Annotated in this window: 10 protein-coding genes and 4 tRNA genes; 11 read left to right on the forward strand and 3 right to left on the reverse strand. The window is 69.2% G+C overall.

Annotation, left to right across the window (positions count from 1 at the left end; genetic code table 11):
* The first annotated feature begins 11 nt into the window (after positions 1 to 11).
* From EF387_RS16615 to EF387_RS48365, 9 genes are all read left to right on the forward strand, one after another.
* Positions 12 to 1,733 (forward strand): metallophosphoesterase family protein, encoded by a 1,722-nt coding sequence (locus EF387_RS16615; protein WP_128377352.1) that lies wholly within the window; start codon positions 12 to 14, stop codon positions 1,731 to 1,733.
* 103 nt (positions 1,734 to 1,836) lie between these two features.
* Positions 1,837 to 1,912, forward strand: a tRNA-Glu gene (locus EF387_RS16620).
* A gap of 51 nt (positions 1,913 to 1,963) precedes the next feature.
* A complete protein-coding gene (locus EF387_RS16625) occupies positions 1,964 to 2,560 on the forward strand; it encodes an alpha/beta hydrolase (protein ID WP_162467156.1) in 597 nt (198 codons plus the stop codon).
* Between the two features lie 251 nt (positions 2,561 to 2,811).
* Positions 2,812 to 2,886: transfer RNA gene (locus EF387_RS16630), tRNA-Asp, on the forward strand.
* 23 nt (positions 2,887 to 2,909) lie between these two features.
* Positions 2,910 to 2,983: transfer RNA gene (locus EF387_RS16635), tRNA-Phe, on the forward strand.
* 290 nt (positions 2,984 to 3,273) lie between these two features.
* A complete protein-coding gene (locus tag EF387_RS16640; RefSeq protein WP_128377354.1) occupies positions 3,274 to 3,999 on the forward strand; it encodes a hypothetical protein in 726 nt (241 codons plus the stop codon).
* A 161-nt stretch (positions 4,000 to 4,160) separates the two neighbouring features.
* Positions 4,161 to 8,153, forward strand: coding sequence for an ATP-dependent RNA helicase HrpA (hrpA, locus tag EF387_RS16645; RefSeq protein WP_128377355.1), 3,993 nt, complete (start codon positions 4,161 to 4,163; stop codon positions 8,151 to 8,153).
* 119 nt (positions 8,154 to 8,272) lie between these two features.
* Positions 8,273 to 8,347, forward strand: a tRNA-Asp gene (locus tag EF387_RS16650).
* Between the two features lie 232 nt (positions 8,348 to 8,579).
* Complete coding sequence (locus tag EF387_RS48365; protein WP_128377356.1) at positions 8,580 to 8,768, forward strand: DUF6274 family protein; 189 nt, start codon at positions 8,580 to 8,582, stop codon at positions 8,766 to 8,768.
* Positions 8,769 to 9,325: 557 nt separating this feature from the next.
* Here the strand turns inward: EF387_RS48365 and bldC are convergent.
* Together bldC and EF387_RS16665 are read right to left on the reverse strand one after the other, a co-directional pair.
* Positions 9,326 to 9,532, reverse strand: coding sequence for a developmental transcriptional regulator BldC (bldC, locus tag EF387_RS16660; RefSeq protein WP_003949541.1), 207 nt, complete (start codon positions 9,530 to 9,532; stop codon positions 9,326 to 9,328).
* 1,110 nt (positions 9,533 to 10,642) lie between these two features.
* Entirely contained in the window at positions 10,643 to 11,485 is an 843-nt protein-coding gene (locus EF387_RS16665) for a DUF8083 family protein (RefSeq protein WP_128377357.1), read from the reverse strand.
* Between the two features lie 276 nt (positions 11,486 to 11,761).
* On the opposite strand from EF387_RS16665, the gene EF387_RS16670 reads away from it, so the two are divergent.
* Together EF387_RS16670 and EF387_RS16675 are read left to right on the forward strand one after the other, a co-directional pair.
* Positions 11,762 to 12,859, forward strand: coding sequence for a Leu/Phe/Val dehydrogenase (locus EF387_RS16670; RefSeq protein ID WP_128377358.1), 1,098 nt, complete (start codon positions 11,762 to 11,764; stop codon positions 12,857 to 12,859).
* A gap of 289 nt (positions 12,860 to 13,148) precedes the next feature.
* The gene (locus EF387_RS16675) at positions 13,149 to 13,409 is read left to right on the forward strand and encodes a DUF3073 domain-containing protein (protein WP_128377359.1); all 261 of its coding nucleotides are present in this window, start codon (positions 13,149 to 13,151) and stop codon (positions 13,407 to 13,409) included.
* Between the two features lie 103 nt (positions 13,410 to 13,512).
* Here the strand turns inward: EF387_RS16675 and purM are convergent, their stop codons facing one another.
* Positions 13,513 to 14,586, reverse strand: a complete 1,074-nt coding sequence (purM, locus tag EF387_RS16680; protein ID WP_128377360.1) for a phosphoribosylformylglycinamidine cyclo-ligase — start codon at positions 14,584 to 14,586, stop codon at positions 13,513 to 13,515.
* Positions 14,587 to 14,620: the final 34 nt, after the last annotated feature.

Genomic DNA, 14,620 nt, shown 5'->3' on the forward strand with positions numbered 1-14,620 from the left:
ATACGGGACCAATGGCCCGCCTCCCCGCAGCCGCACTGAACCGCCTACGAAAGGCCCTCGGCGCACCGGCCCGCCAGTACCGAGCACGCGGCGCACAGCAGAACCACCACCACCTGCACCGACAACGGCGACCCAAGAACCCACAGCATCAGAAGCCCGCCCCGCGCCAGAAGCCCCGTGGGCACCCCGGTTACAGCAGCCCGACGCTCGAACTCGTCCCGCAGCCCCACCCCTGGACCCGTGCCGTGGGCCTGGTCGCGGTCGTCCTGCTGGGAGCCTGGCTCGGTCTGCTCATCGTGGGCAACGTGCGCACCCCGGTCGGGCCCATGAACACCACGATGACCCTCCGCCCATCGGCCACCGGTGGCACGAAGATCAACGTCTCCCCGCTCGGCGCGCTCGAACTGGACAGTCACACCGCCCCGCTCCGCCTGGACGTCAGCGTCGACCAGCTGGACCCGGTCCGCTCCCAGGCCCTGGTCGACCACCCGGAGCGCATCTCCGGTCTGCAGGACGAGATAACCGACGACGTCGAGCACGGCACCCTCGACCTGGCCGTGCGGTCCTGCGTGGCGGTCGTCTCCGGCGCCACCGCGCTGGGCCTCGCGGTGTACCGGCGTCCGCGACGCGCACTCGCCGCCGGCGGTCTGGCCCTCACCCTGCTCGTGGCCTCCGGCGCCACCGCCTTCGCCACCTGGAACCCCAAGTCGGTCCTGGAGCCGAAGTTCTCCGGCCTGCTCTCCTCGGCCCCCTCACTGGTCGGCAACGCCCGCAGCATCGTCACCGAATTCGACGTCTACCAGAAGGAGTTGGCACGCCTGGTCACCAATGTGACCAAGCTGTACGACGTCACCTCCACGCTGCCCGCGTACCAGCCGGACCCGTCCACCATCCGAGTGCTGCACGTGTCCGACATCCACCTCAACCCGGCGAGCTGGAAGATCATCGCCTCGCTGGTCAAGCAGTACAAGATCAATGTGATCGTGGACTCCGGCGACACCATGGACCACGGCAGCGCCGCCGAGAACGGCTTCCTCGACCCGATCCCCGACCTCGGGGCGCCCTACGTCTGGGTCCGGGGCAACCATGACTCCCTCACCACCCAGCGCTACCTGCAAGGCATGAAGAACGTGCACGTCCTGGACGACGGACGGGCCGTCACGGTCGCGGGTGTCCGCTTCGCCGGCATCGGCGATCCCCAGTACACCCCGGACCGCTCCGTGAAGGCGGCCGGCGACCCGGCGGAACGCATCACGGGCGCCCGCCTGGCCTCCGCGCTGCGGGGCCAGAAGGCGGCGGGCACCCCGGTCGACGTGGCCGTCGCGCACAACCCGGTGGCGGCGCGCGAGACGGACGGCGACGTACCGCTGGCCCTGGCGGGACACGTCCACCACTCCGAGATGGAGATCATGAAGTACGGCACCCGGCTGCGTATCGAGGGCTCGACGGGGGGCAGCGGGCTGCGCGCGGTGGAGGGCAAGAACCCGGACCCGATCGAGACGTCGGTGCTGTACCTGGACCGCGACACGCGCCGGCTGCAGGCCTGGGACGAGATCAAACTGGGCGGACTGGGCCTGACGACGGCGGAGGTGAGCCGTCACCTCCAGGAGGACAACCAGCCCGGCGCACCCTCGAACCCGCCCCAGAGCCCCGGCAGCACGACACAGAGCCCCGGCACGACACAGAGCCCGGGAACGCGGTCACCGTCCTCGCCGACGACCCCGCCGCCGTGAATCCGGCGCCCCCTCCCCGTGAAACCGTTTTGGCGATACCTCCTGCCATCACATATGCTTCTCACGTCCCCGACGCGCCGAAAGGCGCCCAGGTGGGCCGATAGCCCTCATCGTCTAGCGGCCTAGGACGCCGCCCTTTCAAGGCGGTAGCACGGGTTCGAATCCCGTTGGGGGCACCAGAAGGTCGTTTGCGCAACGCAGGTCAAACTCTGTTGACCTGCGTTTTCTGCTTGTCCGCACGACAGTGCCGACGGCGAACTCCCCTTGTCCTCGCCCCGGACCTGCCCGGCCTCGGCGACGGCGACGACCCCGAGCGCCACAGCCTCGCCGACGTCGGCGACTACATCGTGGACCTCGTCGAACGCCACGACCTGCGCGACGTCACCCTGGTCGGGCACAGCTGGGGCAGCTACCCGCTCACGGCCGCGGCCCCCCGCCTCGCGCCCCGGCTGCGCAAACTCATCTACTGGGGCGCGTTCGTCCCCGCCGAGGACGCCTGCCTCCTGGACGCGGTCCCACCCCACTACGCGGAGATGTTCACCCAGGTCGCGGCGGCCTCCGGGAACAACAGCGTCGTCTTCCCCCAGGAGGTGTTCACCGCCGCCTTCATGCAGGACGCCGACGACAGCACCCAGCGCCTGATCCACAGCCTCCTCGTACCCCAGCCCATGCGCTACTTCACCGAGACGGTCACCCCGGTCGACCCCGCCGCCCTCGGCGTCCCCGCCTCCTATGTGATCAGCGCCGAGGACCTGTCCCTCCCGCCCGGCGACTACGGCTGGACTCCCCGCTTCCCCGCGCGCCTCGGCCCCGACACCCGGTCATAGAGACCCCCGGCAGCCACGAGTCCCAGTTCACCCGCCCCGCCGAGCTCGCCACCGCGTTCCTCAAGGCCTGACGGGACACCCGCCCGGCCACCGCCATCCGGTCTGCGAGGCCCCCGGGCCCGCAGGTCACATGGCGCGGACCAGCCCCCACGGTCTGCTACGCTGATCCAGCGACATCACCCCACGGGAACCCCCGGAAACCAGATTGGTGACCCAGACCCCCATATGGGAGACTGTCCGCACAACAGCTTGGTCCTGTGGAGCAGTTTGGAGTGCTCGCCACCCTGTCAAGGTGGAGGCCGCGGGTTCAAATCCCGTCAGGACCGCTGGGATTCATCACGGATCCCGTGGCTGGGTAGCTCAGCTGGAACGAGCGTCCGCCTGAAAAGCGGAAGGTCGCCGGTTCGACCCCGGCCCCAGCCACAATGGCCCTATCGGGGCAAACGTCCCCTCCGATGTACGCGGAGGGGACGTTTTTTGTGTCGGCTGGCAGCGCCCGTTGCGCCGCCGCCGTGGGCCACACCGGTCATTGCCTCCGGCCGTTCGGTGGACTCACCGCGCACTCGCGCCACTGTTCCGCCCCGCTGGGGCATCGGTGATCGCGTGGAACCGACCGTCATGAGCGGCCGGGCTTTGGCGCAGCCGTACGGAAGACCGTACGGAAGAAAGAAGAGGCCTTCATGAGCGCTCACGCGTTGCGACGGGTGCGTTCCGTGAGAACACACCGAGCCGTCCTCGCACTGATGTCCGCGCTGCTTCTGCTGTTGATCCCGACCCCCGCATCGGCGTCCGGCGCAGCCCCCGTACCGACGCCCGACCCCGTATGGGCCGCGGGTGGTCATGGCTCCGCCCGCGTCGTTCCGCCCTGGTCGAGGTACGCGGGCAGGACGTACGGTCAGTGGGGAGCCGAGTGGTGGCGCTGGGCTCTGGAGATCCCCGGATCCGTGAATCCGCTCACCGACCCGACGGGAGCCAGGTGCGGAATCGATCAGTCGGGTCCGGTCTGGTTCCTGGCAGGAACCTTCGGCGCGGGCAGCGCCAGCCGGACGTGCACCCTCCCCGCGGGCAAGGCGCTGTTCTCCCCGATCATCAACGGCTTCTACGCCGAGCGGCCCGGCGTCCTCACGTACAAGCAGCTGCGGCAGGAACTCCGCGAGAGCATCGACCTGGACAACGCCACGTACGAGGCCACCCTGGACGGCCGGCGTCTCAGGCTCAGCAAGGCGTTCCGCGCCGCGTCGCCGCCACCGCCGTTCCGCTTCACGCTGCCCGAGGACAACATCTTCGAGGCCCCGGAAGCAGCCGGCCCCTACGAGGGGGTCAGTGACGGTTACTGGGTGCTGCTCAAGCCCCTCCGCCGGGGCACTCACGTACTGACCTTCCACGGCACCGCACCCGGCGTGGACGTGAGCGTCCGCTACCGGCTCATCGTCAAATGACGGCCGACGAAGCACAGCCTGAAGGAGACTCAGACCTCAGGTGACCGGCCCGGCCCCGTCCCCTCAGGACGGGGCCTTCGCCATGGCGAAACCCGCACCCACCAGGAGCCGGGCAAAAGCATTCGCCCCTACTTTCCCCGAGGTGAGATCCTGGACCGCGTATGTCCACGCACCCCGCCTCCGCCCCCGCGCCCGTCGGCGCCCCGTCCTTCGGTGATCTCGGCTCCCGCCTGACCGAGCTGTCCCTGCGCGACGCGCAGCGGCTCGGGCGCAGGCTCGACGGTGTGCGCCGGATCCGTAAGCCGGAGGCCCGCGCCGCCGTGCTCGCGGAGATCGAGGCGGAGGTCACCAAGGCCGAGGAACGGATCGCCCAGCGCCGCGCCCGCGTCCCGGCGGTCTCCTATCCCGAGCAGCTCCCGGTCAGCCAGAAGAAGGACGAGATCGCCGAGGCCATACGCGACAACCAGGTCGTGATCGTGGCCGGTGAGACGGGCTCCGGCAAGACGACCCAGATCCCCAAGATCTGTGTCGAGCTGGGCCGCGGCGTCCGCGGCATGATCGGTCACACCCAGCCCCGCCGTATCGCGGCCCGCACGGTGGCCGAGCGGGTGGCGGAGGAGCTCGACACACCGCTGGGCGAGACCGTCGGCTGGAAGGTCCGCTTCACCGACCAGGTGAACCCCGACGCGACCTTCATCAAGCTGATGACCGACGGCATCCTGCTCGCCGAGATCCAGACCGACCGCGATCTGCGCGCCTACGACACGATCATCATCGACGAGGCCCACGAGCGGTCCCTCAACATCGACTTCCTGCTCGGCTACCTCGCCCAGCTGCTGCCCCGGCGCCCGGACCTCAAGGTCGTCATCACCTCCGCGACCATCGACCCGGAACGCTTCTCCCGCCACTTCGGCGACGCGCCGATCGTCGAGGTCAGCGGCCGCACATACCCAGTGGAGGTCCGCTACCGGCCCCTCCTGGAGGAGGACTCCGAGGACACCGACCGCGACCAGATCACCGCGATCACGGACGCCGTCGAGGAGCTGATGGCCGAGGGCAAGGGCGACATCCTCGTCTTCCTCTCCGGCGAGCGCGAGATCCGCGACACGGCGGACGCCCTCACGAAGAAGAACTACCGCTTCACGGAGGTCCTGCCGCTCTACGCCCGGCTCTCGCACGCCGAGCAGCACCGCGTCTTCCAGCCGCACACCGGCCGCAGGATCGTCCTCGCGACGAACGTCGCCGAGACCTCCCTCACCGTCCCGGGCATCAAGTACGTCATCGACCCCGGCATGGCGCGTATCTCCCGCTACAGCCACCGGACCAAGGTCCAGCGACTGCCCATCGAGGCGATCTCGCAGGCCAGTGCCAACCAGCGCAAGGGCCGCTGCGGCCGCACGTCCGACGGCATCTGCATCCGCCTGTACTCCGAGGACGACTTCAACGCCCGTCCGGAGTTCACAGACGCGGAGATCCTGCGGACGAACCTCGCCTCCGTCATCCTGCAGATGACCGCGGCAGGCCTCGGCGACATCGAGAAGTTCCCCTTCATCGACCCGCCGGACCACCGCAACATCCGGGACGGCGTCCAACTCCTCCAGGAGCTCGGCGCCCTGGACCCGGCGCAGCAGGACACCCGCAAGCGGCTCACGCAGACCGGGCGCAAGCTCGCCCAGCTTCCCGTCGACCCCCGGCTGGCCCGTATGGTCCTGGAGGCCGACGGGAACGGCTGTGTGCGCGAGGTCATGGTGATCGCCGCCGCGCTCTCCATCCAGGACCCGCGCGAACGCCCCGCCGACAAGCAGACCCAGGCGGACCAGCAGCACGCCCGCTTCAAGGACGAGACCAGCGACTTCCTCGCGTACCTCAACCTGTGGCGGTACATCCGCGAGCAGCAGCGCGAGCGCGGTTCGTCGTCCTTCCGCCGCATGTGCAAGCAGGAGTACCTGAACTTCCTGCGGATCCGCGAGTGGCAGGACATCTACACCCAGCTCCGCACGGTCGCCAAGCAGATGGGCATCCACCTCAACGAGGACGACGCGCCGGCCGACCGTATCCACGTCTCCCTCCTCGCGGGCCTCCTCTCCCACATCGGGATGAAGGACATCAAGGACTCCGGCGGGGACGGCGGCAAGAACACGTCGAGGAACGAGTACCTGGGCGCCCGCAACGCCAAGTTCGCGATCTTCCCGGGTTCGGCGCTGTTCAAGAAGCCGCCGCGGTTCGTGATGTCGGCCGAGCTCGTGGAGACGTCCCGGCTCTGGGCGCGGGTCAACGCGAAGATCGAGCCCGAGTGGGTCGAGCCGCTCGCCGGGCACCTGCTCAAGCGCACGTACAGCGAGCCGCACTGGGAGAAGGACCAGGCGGCCGTGATGGCGTACGAGAAGGTGACGCTGTACGGCGTCCCGATCGTCGCCCAGCGGAAGGTGAACTACGGCCGTATCGACCCGGAGACCAGTCGCGAGCTTTTCATTCGCAACGCCCTGGTCGAGGGGGACTGGCGGACGCACCACAAGTTCTTCGCCGACAACCGCAGGCTCCTGACCGAGGTCGAGGAGCTCGAGCACCGTGCCCGCCGACGGGACATCCTCGTCGACGACGAGACGCTGTTCGACTTCTACGACCAGCGGGTCCCCGAACACGTGGTCTCCGGCGCCCACTTCGACTCCTGGTGGAAGCACAAGCGCCGCGAGGAACCCGAACTCCTCGACTTCGAACGGTCGATGCTCATCAACGAGCGGGCCGGTGCGGTGACGAAGGACGACTACCCGGACTCCTGGCGCCAGGGCCGGCTGAAGTTCCGCGTCACGTACCAGTTCGAGCCGGGCGCGGACGCCGACGGGGTGACCGTCCACATCCCGCTCCAGGTCCTCAACCAGGTCACGGACGAGGGTTTCGACTGGCAGATCCCCGGCCTGCGGGAGGAACTCGTCACGGAGCTGATCCGCTCCCTGCCGAAGCCGATCCGCCGCAACTACGTACCGGCACCGAACTTCGCCAAGGCCTTCCTTCAGCAGGCGGAGCCCTCGGATGAGCCGCTGACCACGGCCATGGCGCGTGAGCTGAAACGCATGGTCGGAGTCCCGTTCACGGCCGAGGACTTCGACTGGTCGAAGATCCCCGACCACCTGACGATCACCTTCCGGATCATTGACGAGCGGCGCCGCAAGCTGGCCGAGGACAAGGACCTGGAGACGCTGCGGCTCAAGCTGAAGCCGAGGGCCCGCGAGGCGCTCTCACAGGCCGCGGCGGCGACGGCGGAACGGCAGGGCGGGGAGTCCCTGGAGCGAACGGGGCTGACCGACTGGACGATCGGCTCGCTCACCCGCGTCTTCGAGACCCGCCGGGCCGGCCAGCCCGTCAAGGCGTTCCCGGCACTGGTGGACGACGGCGACACGGTCTCCGTACGCCTCTTCGACTCGGAGGCCGAGCAGACCGAGGCGATGTGGCAGGGCACCCGCCGCCTCATCCTGCGGAACATCCCGGTGAACCCGGCCAAGTTCGCGTCGGAGAAGCTGACGAACGCCCAGAAGCTGGCTCTTTCCGCCAATCCGCACGGTTCGGTCCAGGCACTGTTCGACGACTGCGCGATGGCCGCGGCGGACAAGCTGATCGCAGACTTCGGCGGACCGGCGTGGGACGAGGAGTCGTACCGGAAGCTGTACGACAAGGTCCGCGCGGAGATCGTCGACACGACGGTCCGGGCGGTCGGGCAGGTCCAGCAGGTGCTGGCCGCCTGGCAGGCGTGCGAGCGCCGGTGGAAGTCGGTGCGCAGCCCGGCCCTGCTGCCCAACCTCACGGATGTGCGCACCCAGCTGGACGCCCTGGTGAAGCCCGGTTTCGTCACCGCGTCCGGGCTGCGCCGCCTGCCCGACCTCATGCGCTACCTGGTCGCCGCGGACCGCCGGCTGCAGCAGATGCCGACGGGCGTCCAGCGGGACACCACCCGCATGGAGAAGGTCCACGAGATGCAGGACGAGTACGCCTGGCTGCTGGAGCAGTTGCCGCAGGGCAGGCCCGTGCCGCAGCAGGTGCTGGACATCCGCTGGATGATCGAGGAGCTCCGGGTCAGCTATTTCGCCCATGCGTTGGGCACGGCGTACCCGGTCTCCGACAAGCGGATCGTGAAGGCGATCGACGCGGCCGTTCCGTAACAGGCCCGGCACGCTAAGTGAGTTCGACCGCCGGGCCCACCCTCCTGTACAGTCTCTTCTCGCAGCCCAGCGCACGCGGTATCCAATATGCGAGTCCGTCGCGCGGGGCCGCGAAACCAGGTCCTGTGGAGCAGTTTGGAGTGCTCGCCACCCTGTCAAGGTGGAGGCCGCGGGTTCAAATCCCGTCAGGACCGCAGCACATGAGGGGCCCGCATCCGAGGATGCGGGCCCTGCTTCGTTTCCGGCTCTTCGTCGCGGCAGTCCGCGCCCCGGAAACCCCAGCCGTCAAGACCGCCTCCCCTGGCCACCCGGGGACCGGTCCGGCCACATCACGGCCGGGCCAATAACGGTCGGCGGCCCTTGACGACGTCACATTCCCCCGGTACTTCAGAACTCCAGGGCTTCCGACCCCTCCTGGAGGTGGCTATGCCGGCGTCCGCTAGGCACGCGACGCGGGCTCTGCTCCGCGCCCACCTGTCGGCCGCTTCCGGGTACCGCCATCTGACGCGGCACTGCCCCATCTGCCACCAGCTCTTACGGCTGGCCCTGGAGCCCGTACAAGGCGCTCCAGAGGCCTCCGACGCCCCCGAAGGCGAAACTCCCCCCAAGGGATGACCAAGGGCTTGCCAACACGCCTGTGGGCGCGCGCTCTTGGGTGCATGCTCACCCTGCTCACTGCCGTACGTGACACCTTCGGCGACCGCAGGCAGCCGCGCTCCTAGCGCAGGGACTTCATCGCCATCAAGGTCCGAAGCGTGTGACGGGTGTCACCAAAACTATCGCGATGAGTACCTCGCTTACGGATGCCCTACAACGGGTCAATTTAATATGTGCAATTGCACCAGCTCCGGAGGTGTTTCACAGAAGCTTCGGCCCGCCTCCGCAGCCCCTGCGAGAGCCTTCACAGTGGAGCCCCAAGGCCCCGCGCGAGGGCCTCAACTCCCTTGATCCACAGCGCGATCGACCCCTTCGGCACGGCCGGCGCGACCCTTGGGCGGGCATAAAAAGATCGCGCTGGACCCGGCGGAGTCCAGCGCGATCGACGACGCACCCATGTCTCAGATGCCCGGGCGGGGACCCTGTTGGGGCAGGATCCGCGTCGTGTGGAGCTGTGGTGTCGGGCGGCTCCCTAAGTGGGGGACCTGGGGATATGCCCGACGGATATGCAGTTGTCAGGCCTCGCTGCGCTGCTGCGGAATGCCCGCGAGCAGAGCGCGGACCTCCGCCTCGCGGTAGCGGCGGTGCCCGCCGAGCGTGCGGATGGACGTGAGCTTTCCGGCCTTCGCCCACCGCGTGACCGTCTTGGGGTCGACGCGGAACATGGTGGCGACCTCAGCCGGGGTCAGCAGCGGCTCGGCATCAGGGGTGCGAGCGGTCATGAGCGGCCTCCTCGGGAGAACCGAACCTTCTCGGTTCTTTCCTCTAAATTCTGCACCTTGACCCGCGTTGCCCGAAATGGTGGACGCGGGTCGAGTCGGTTATAGGACGAACGGCTTGTCCTCGGCACTACAACTACACCATCTGTCCAGCCGCGTCGGCCAAACCGATGGAATTGCCCTCCCAGGTGTTCATCAGCGACGGAAGCCGATGGACCATGCCATAGCGGACAGTCACGTCACTGTGACGAACAGTCACAGGGCGATCAGGAGTCACAGGACCCCCCATAGCGTGCAATGCTGAGATTCCGCCCAAACGTGGACGGAAGGAGCCCTCCCCGGACTCCTTGTCCTATTTTGGCACGAGGAGGGGCCTTAGGCGCAAGGTACTTGTAAGTGCGTTCCGTCACGCTTGCACCTATAGGCCCGGATCGGGGATCTACGTCCCCTGGTGAGGGGTCTCCGGTAAGAGATGACCGTACGTCAGTTCGCGCGCGGATGACAGCGATGTCGGCAAACGCTTTCAGAGAACTGGATCTCCCACCCCCAACGCCCCACCTCAAACCCGGAGTTGACCGCCCCACTCCCCACGACGGTCACCCCCCAAAACCGCCTGACACACCGCGCCGTCCGCAGGGGCCCACGACCGGCAGCCGCCATCCGACGCAAGGGGCCGCGCCGGGTTCTCCGCCCACAGCGGCTGGCGCTCGGGTCACACAGACCCCACAGGAAACATGCATCGCGCCAGACCGAGGACGGAGAAACCGGCACGGCCCCGCCCCAAGAACAGGCACAGGCGCACAAGATCAGCCATCACCGGCCCGCAGAACCAGCGCGAGCCGACCCACGACCCGGCACAGGCACGGGCACAGGCACAGGCACACGCTCAGCCACCCACGCGTCGCACACACATGGCTCACAGCCCAGCGCGAGCACCGCCCACAACCCGGCGCAGGCACCCACGCGGAGCCACAGCACCCACCCACGAATCGCACACGCACACATGGCTCACGGCACCAGCGCGAGCCCCACCCACGACCCGGCACAGGCACCCACGCTCAGCCACCCCCGAGCCGCACACGCCACCATCACGGCGCCCACGGCCCGGCCCGGCTAATTGGCGGACCGCCGCTCCCGGACCCCCCGCCACCGCTCCACCAGCCGCCCGTACGCCTCCCCGGCCCCCGCCCCGTCCCCGGTGCGGAGCGCCTCGATGCCCTCGGAAACGTCCGCCGCCGAGTGGTCGCCGTCGAGTTCCTCGGGCGGCAGTACGTGCACCAGGCCGCCGTAGTCGAGCTCCACCAGCGACCGCGGGTGGAACTCCTCCAGCCAGCGCCCCACGTCCAGCAGGCCGTCAACCAGCGGCCCCTCGTCGATGGTCTCCCGCAGGGTCCTGAGGCCCCGTGCCACCCGCCGTCGGGCCTGCACCATCGGGGTGCGGTAGCGCAGGACAGGAGGCGCGTCCGGGGATCCCTTCTCGTACTGGCGCTCGTCGTCCGAGACGAGGACGAACCAGTTCAGCGGCACCTGCCAGGTCGCCGTGCGGATCCATGGCCGGGCATCCGGATTGCGGGCCATCCAGCGCTCGTAGTCCTGCGCGGCCTGCCGGCGCACCACGGGCGGCAGCACCGCGTCCAGGACCGGCGCCGGCAGCTCCTCCGCGAGGTCACCGAGGGCCTGCCAGCCGCGCAGCCGGGTGCGCCAGGGGCAGACGCACAGCACGCCGTCCACGTCCGCCACGAAGGCGTCGTCGCTCTCGTGGACCGGTACGGGCACCGGCGGGGTGGGGAGCAGGTCGGCGAGGGAGCGGCGCAGCTCGTCCTGGTAGGAGGGGCGGCCGTCGCGGCGGGCGTAGCGGGCCCAGTGGCTGCGCTCCGGCTCGGGGAAGGCGGCCAGTGGTTCGTACACGCGGAGGTAGGACGCGTACGGGACGATCACCGAGGACACCTTGGGCACGCCTGCTCCCTCCCCCGCGAGCCGACGGGAAAACCCCTGGGGCCTGCCGACCGGGACTCGGGTGGACCAGGCCCGCGGACCACAGGAGCCGACCACGCGGGAGACACCGAACAGGGAAATCGTCCCACGGCGCCCCCGCACGAGAAGGTGATCCTGAACACTGCACGGACGGCGGTGACCCGGTGGCTCGAAACAGCTCTAATCTCGGACCACGGAGGCCCGCCACCCGTACGGGACCCCGCTTCAACCGCCGACACTCAACCGGGAGTCACCACCGTGACCGACGTAACCGGCGCACCTGCTGATGTACTGCACACCCTCTTCCGCTCGGACCAGGGTGGCCATGAGCAAGTCGTGCTCTGCCAGGACAGGCCCAGTGGCCTGAAGGCCGTGATCGCCATCCACTCCACCGCCCTGGGCCCCGCGCTCGGCGGTACGCGCTTCTACCCGTACGCGAACGAGGACGAGGCCGTCGCCGACGCGCTCAACCTCTCCCGCGGGATGTCGTACAAGAACGCCATGGCCGGCCTCGACCACGGCGGCGGCAAGGCGGTGATCATCGGGGACCCCGAGCGGATCAAGACGGAGGAGCTGCTGCTCGCCTACGGCAGGGCCGTGGCCTCGCTGGGCGGCAGGTACGTCACCGCGTGCGACGTCGGCACGTACGTGGCGGACATGGACGTCGTGGCCCGCGAGTGCCGCTGGACGACCGGGCGCTCCCCGGAGAACGGCGGCGCCGGTGACTCCTCGGTGCTGACGGCGTACGGCGTCTTCCAGGGCATGCGCGCCTCCGCGCAGCACCTGTGGGGCGACCCGACGCTGCGCGGCCGCAAGGTGGGCATCGCGGGCGTCGGCAAGGTCGGCCATCACCTCGTGGAGCACCTGCGGGCGGACGGCGCCGAGGTCGTGATCACGGACGTCCGGGAGGAGTCAGTGCGGCGGATCCTGGACCGGCACCCGACCGGGGTCACCGCGGTGGCGGACACCGAGGCGCTGATCCGGGTCGAGGGCCTGGACGTGTACGCACCGTGTGCCCTCGGCGGCGCCCTGAACGACACTTCGGTGCCGGCGCTCACCGCGCGGATCGTGTGCGGTGCGGCCAACAACCAGCTGGCCCACCCGGGTGTGGAGAAGGACCTCGCCGACCGCGGGATCCTGTACGCGCCGGACTACGTGGTCAACGCGGGCGGGGTGATCCAGGTCGCCGACGAACTGCACGGCTTCGACTTCGAGCGGTGCCGGGCGAAGGCCGCGAAGATCTTCGACACCACGCTGGGAATCTTCGCACGTGCGAAGGAAGACGGGATTCCGCCGGCCGCCGCGGCCGACCGGATCGCCGAGCAGCGGATGGCCGAAGCCCGCTCTGCCCGCTGAGGGCGACGCGGTTGACAGGGACCCGTCGGCGGGCGAATGGGAGCTAACTCTCACTCCCGTCGGCGGGTCGCCGCCGAGAAGAGGTTAAAATCGCGGTTGACCAGCGGGGACAGGGCTCCTCGCCGGTTCTGGGCGGAGGCACGTCCTGCGGGCGACGTACCGTAGGGGCGTGGGCTCAGGTACCGTGGAAGCCCTACGGAGCGGCCTCTCCACGGAGAGCCCGTTCCGGATCATGAACGCGTGTCAAGACTCTGGGGCCGTCGAGCCCCGTCACCGAGGGGGTCGAGCCATGGGGCGCGGCCGGGCCAAGGCCAAGCAGACGAAGGTCGCCCGCCAGCTGAAGTACAACAGCGGTGGGACTGACCTGTCGCGTCTGGCCAATGAACTGGGCGCATCGACTTCGAGCCAGCCGCCGAATGGCGAGCCGTTCGAGGACGACGACGAAGACGAAGACAACCCGTACGCGCGGTACGCGGATCTTTACAACGACGACGAGGACGAGGACGACGAGTCCGATCCCTCGTCGCATCAGCGGCGCCGCGGCGCTTGACCGCGCGTTCCTGGCAGTTCATTCAGCGGCTGCGACAACCTCACCCGGTCCGGGGCCCAGCGCCGGACCGGGTTTCATGCTGCCATGTGCTCCGTCTGCGGTCTCAGCGGGCGTAGTCGCCGGTCATTTCGGCCCCCGTGGTGTGATCGCCGCGTTCGGTGATCTCACCGGCGACCCATGCCTTCACACCGCGGTCGGCGAGGGTGGCCAGGGCCGTGTCGGTGGACTCCGTGGGCACGATCGCGATCATGCCCACGCCCATGTTCAGCGTCTTCTCCAGCTCCAGCCGTTCGACGTCGCCGGCCTTGCCGACGAGGTCGAAGACCGGGGCCGGGGTCCAGGTGGCGCGGTCGACGACGGCGTGCAGGTTGTCCGGGATCACCCGGGCGAGGTTGGCCGCGAGTCCGCCGCCGGTGACATGGCTGAAGGCGTGCACCTCTGTGGCGCCGATCAGCGCGAGACAGTCCAGCGAGTAGATCTTGGTGGGTTCGAGCAGTTCCTCGCCGAGCGTCCGGCCGAACTCCTCGATCTGCGCCTCCAGGGCCAGGTTCGCCCTGTCGAGCAGGACATGACGGACGAGCGAGTACCCGTTCGAGTGAAGTCCTGAGGAGGCCATGGCGATGACCGTGTCACCCCGGCGGATGCGCTCCGCGCCGAGCAGCCGGTCGGCCTCGACGACGCCCGTGCCCGCACCCGCGACGTCGAAGTCGTCCGGGCCCAGCAGCCCCGGGTGCTCGGCCGTCTCGCCACCGACGAGGGCGCAGCCCGCGAGGACGCAACCTTCGGCGATGCCCTTCACGATGGCGGCCACGCGCTCCGGGTGGACCTTGCCGACGCAGATGTAGTCGGTCATGAACAGCGGTTCGGCACCGCACACCACGATGTCGTCCATGACCATGGCGACCAGGTCGTGGCCGATGGTGTCGTACACGCCCAGCTGCCGCGCGATGTCCACCTTGGTGCCCACGCCGTCCGTGGCGGAGGCGAGGAGCGGGCGGGTGTACCCCTTGAGCGCGGAGGCGTCGAAGAGGCCGGCGAAGCCGCCGAGGCCGCCGAGGACCTCGGGCCGCCGGGTCCTCTTCACCCACTCCTTCATCAGCTCGACGGCGCGGTCGCCCGCCTCGATGTCCACACCGGCCGCCGCGTAGGAAGCACCGGTGGCTGTCGTCTCAGACATGGTCCGGGAGATCTTTCGATTGAGGGCTACGGGG

The sequence above is a fragment of the Streptomyces cavernae genome (assembly GCF_004023625.1).
GTDB classification, from domain to species: Bacteria; Actinomycetota; Actinomycetes; order Streptomycetales; family Streptomycetaceae; genus Streptomyces; species Streptomyces cavernae.

What these genes read in the sequence shown, in the direction of transcription:
- EF387_RS16615 (WP_128377352.1), top strand. Translation starts at nt 12, where the DNA reads ATGGCCCGCCTCCCCGCAGCCGCACTGAACCGCCTACGAAAGGCCCTC.
- hrpA (WP_128377355.1), top strand. Translation starts at nt 4,161, where the DNA reads ATGTCCACGCACCCCGCCTCCGCCCCCGCGCCCGTCGGCGCCCCGTCC.
- EF387_RS48365 (WP_128377356.1), top strand. Translation starts at nt 8,580, where the DNA reads ATGCCGGCGTCCGCTAGGCACGCGACGCGGGCTCTGCTCCGCGCCCAC.
- bldC (WP_003949541.1), bottom strand. Translation starts at nt 9,532, where the DNA reads ATGACCGCTCGCACCCCTGATGCCGAGCCGCTGCTGACCCCGGCTGAG.
- EF387_RS16675 (WP_128377359.1), top strand. Translation starts at nt 13,149, where the DNA reads ATGGGGCGCGGCCGGGCCAAGGCCAAGCAGACGAAGGTCGCCCGCCAG.
- purM (WP_128377360.1), bottom strand. Translation starts at nt 14,586, where the DNA reads ATGTCTGAGACGACAGCCACCGGTGCTTCCTACGCGGCGGCCGGTGTG.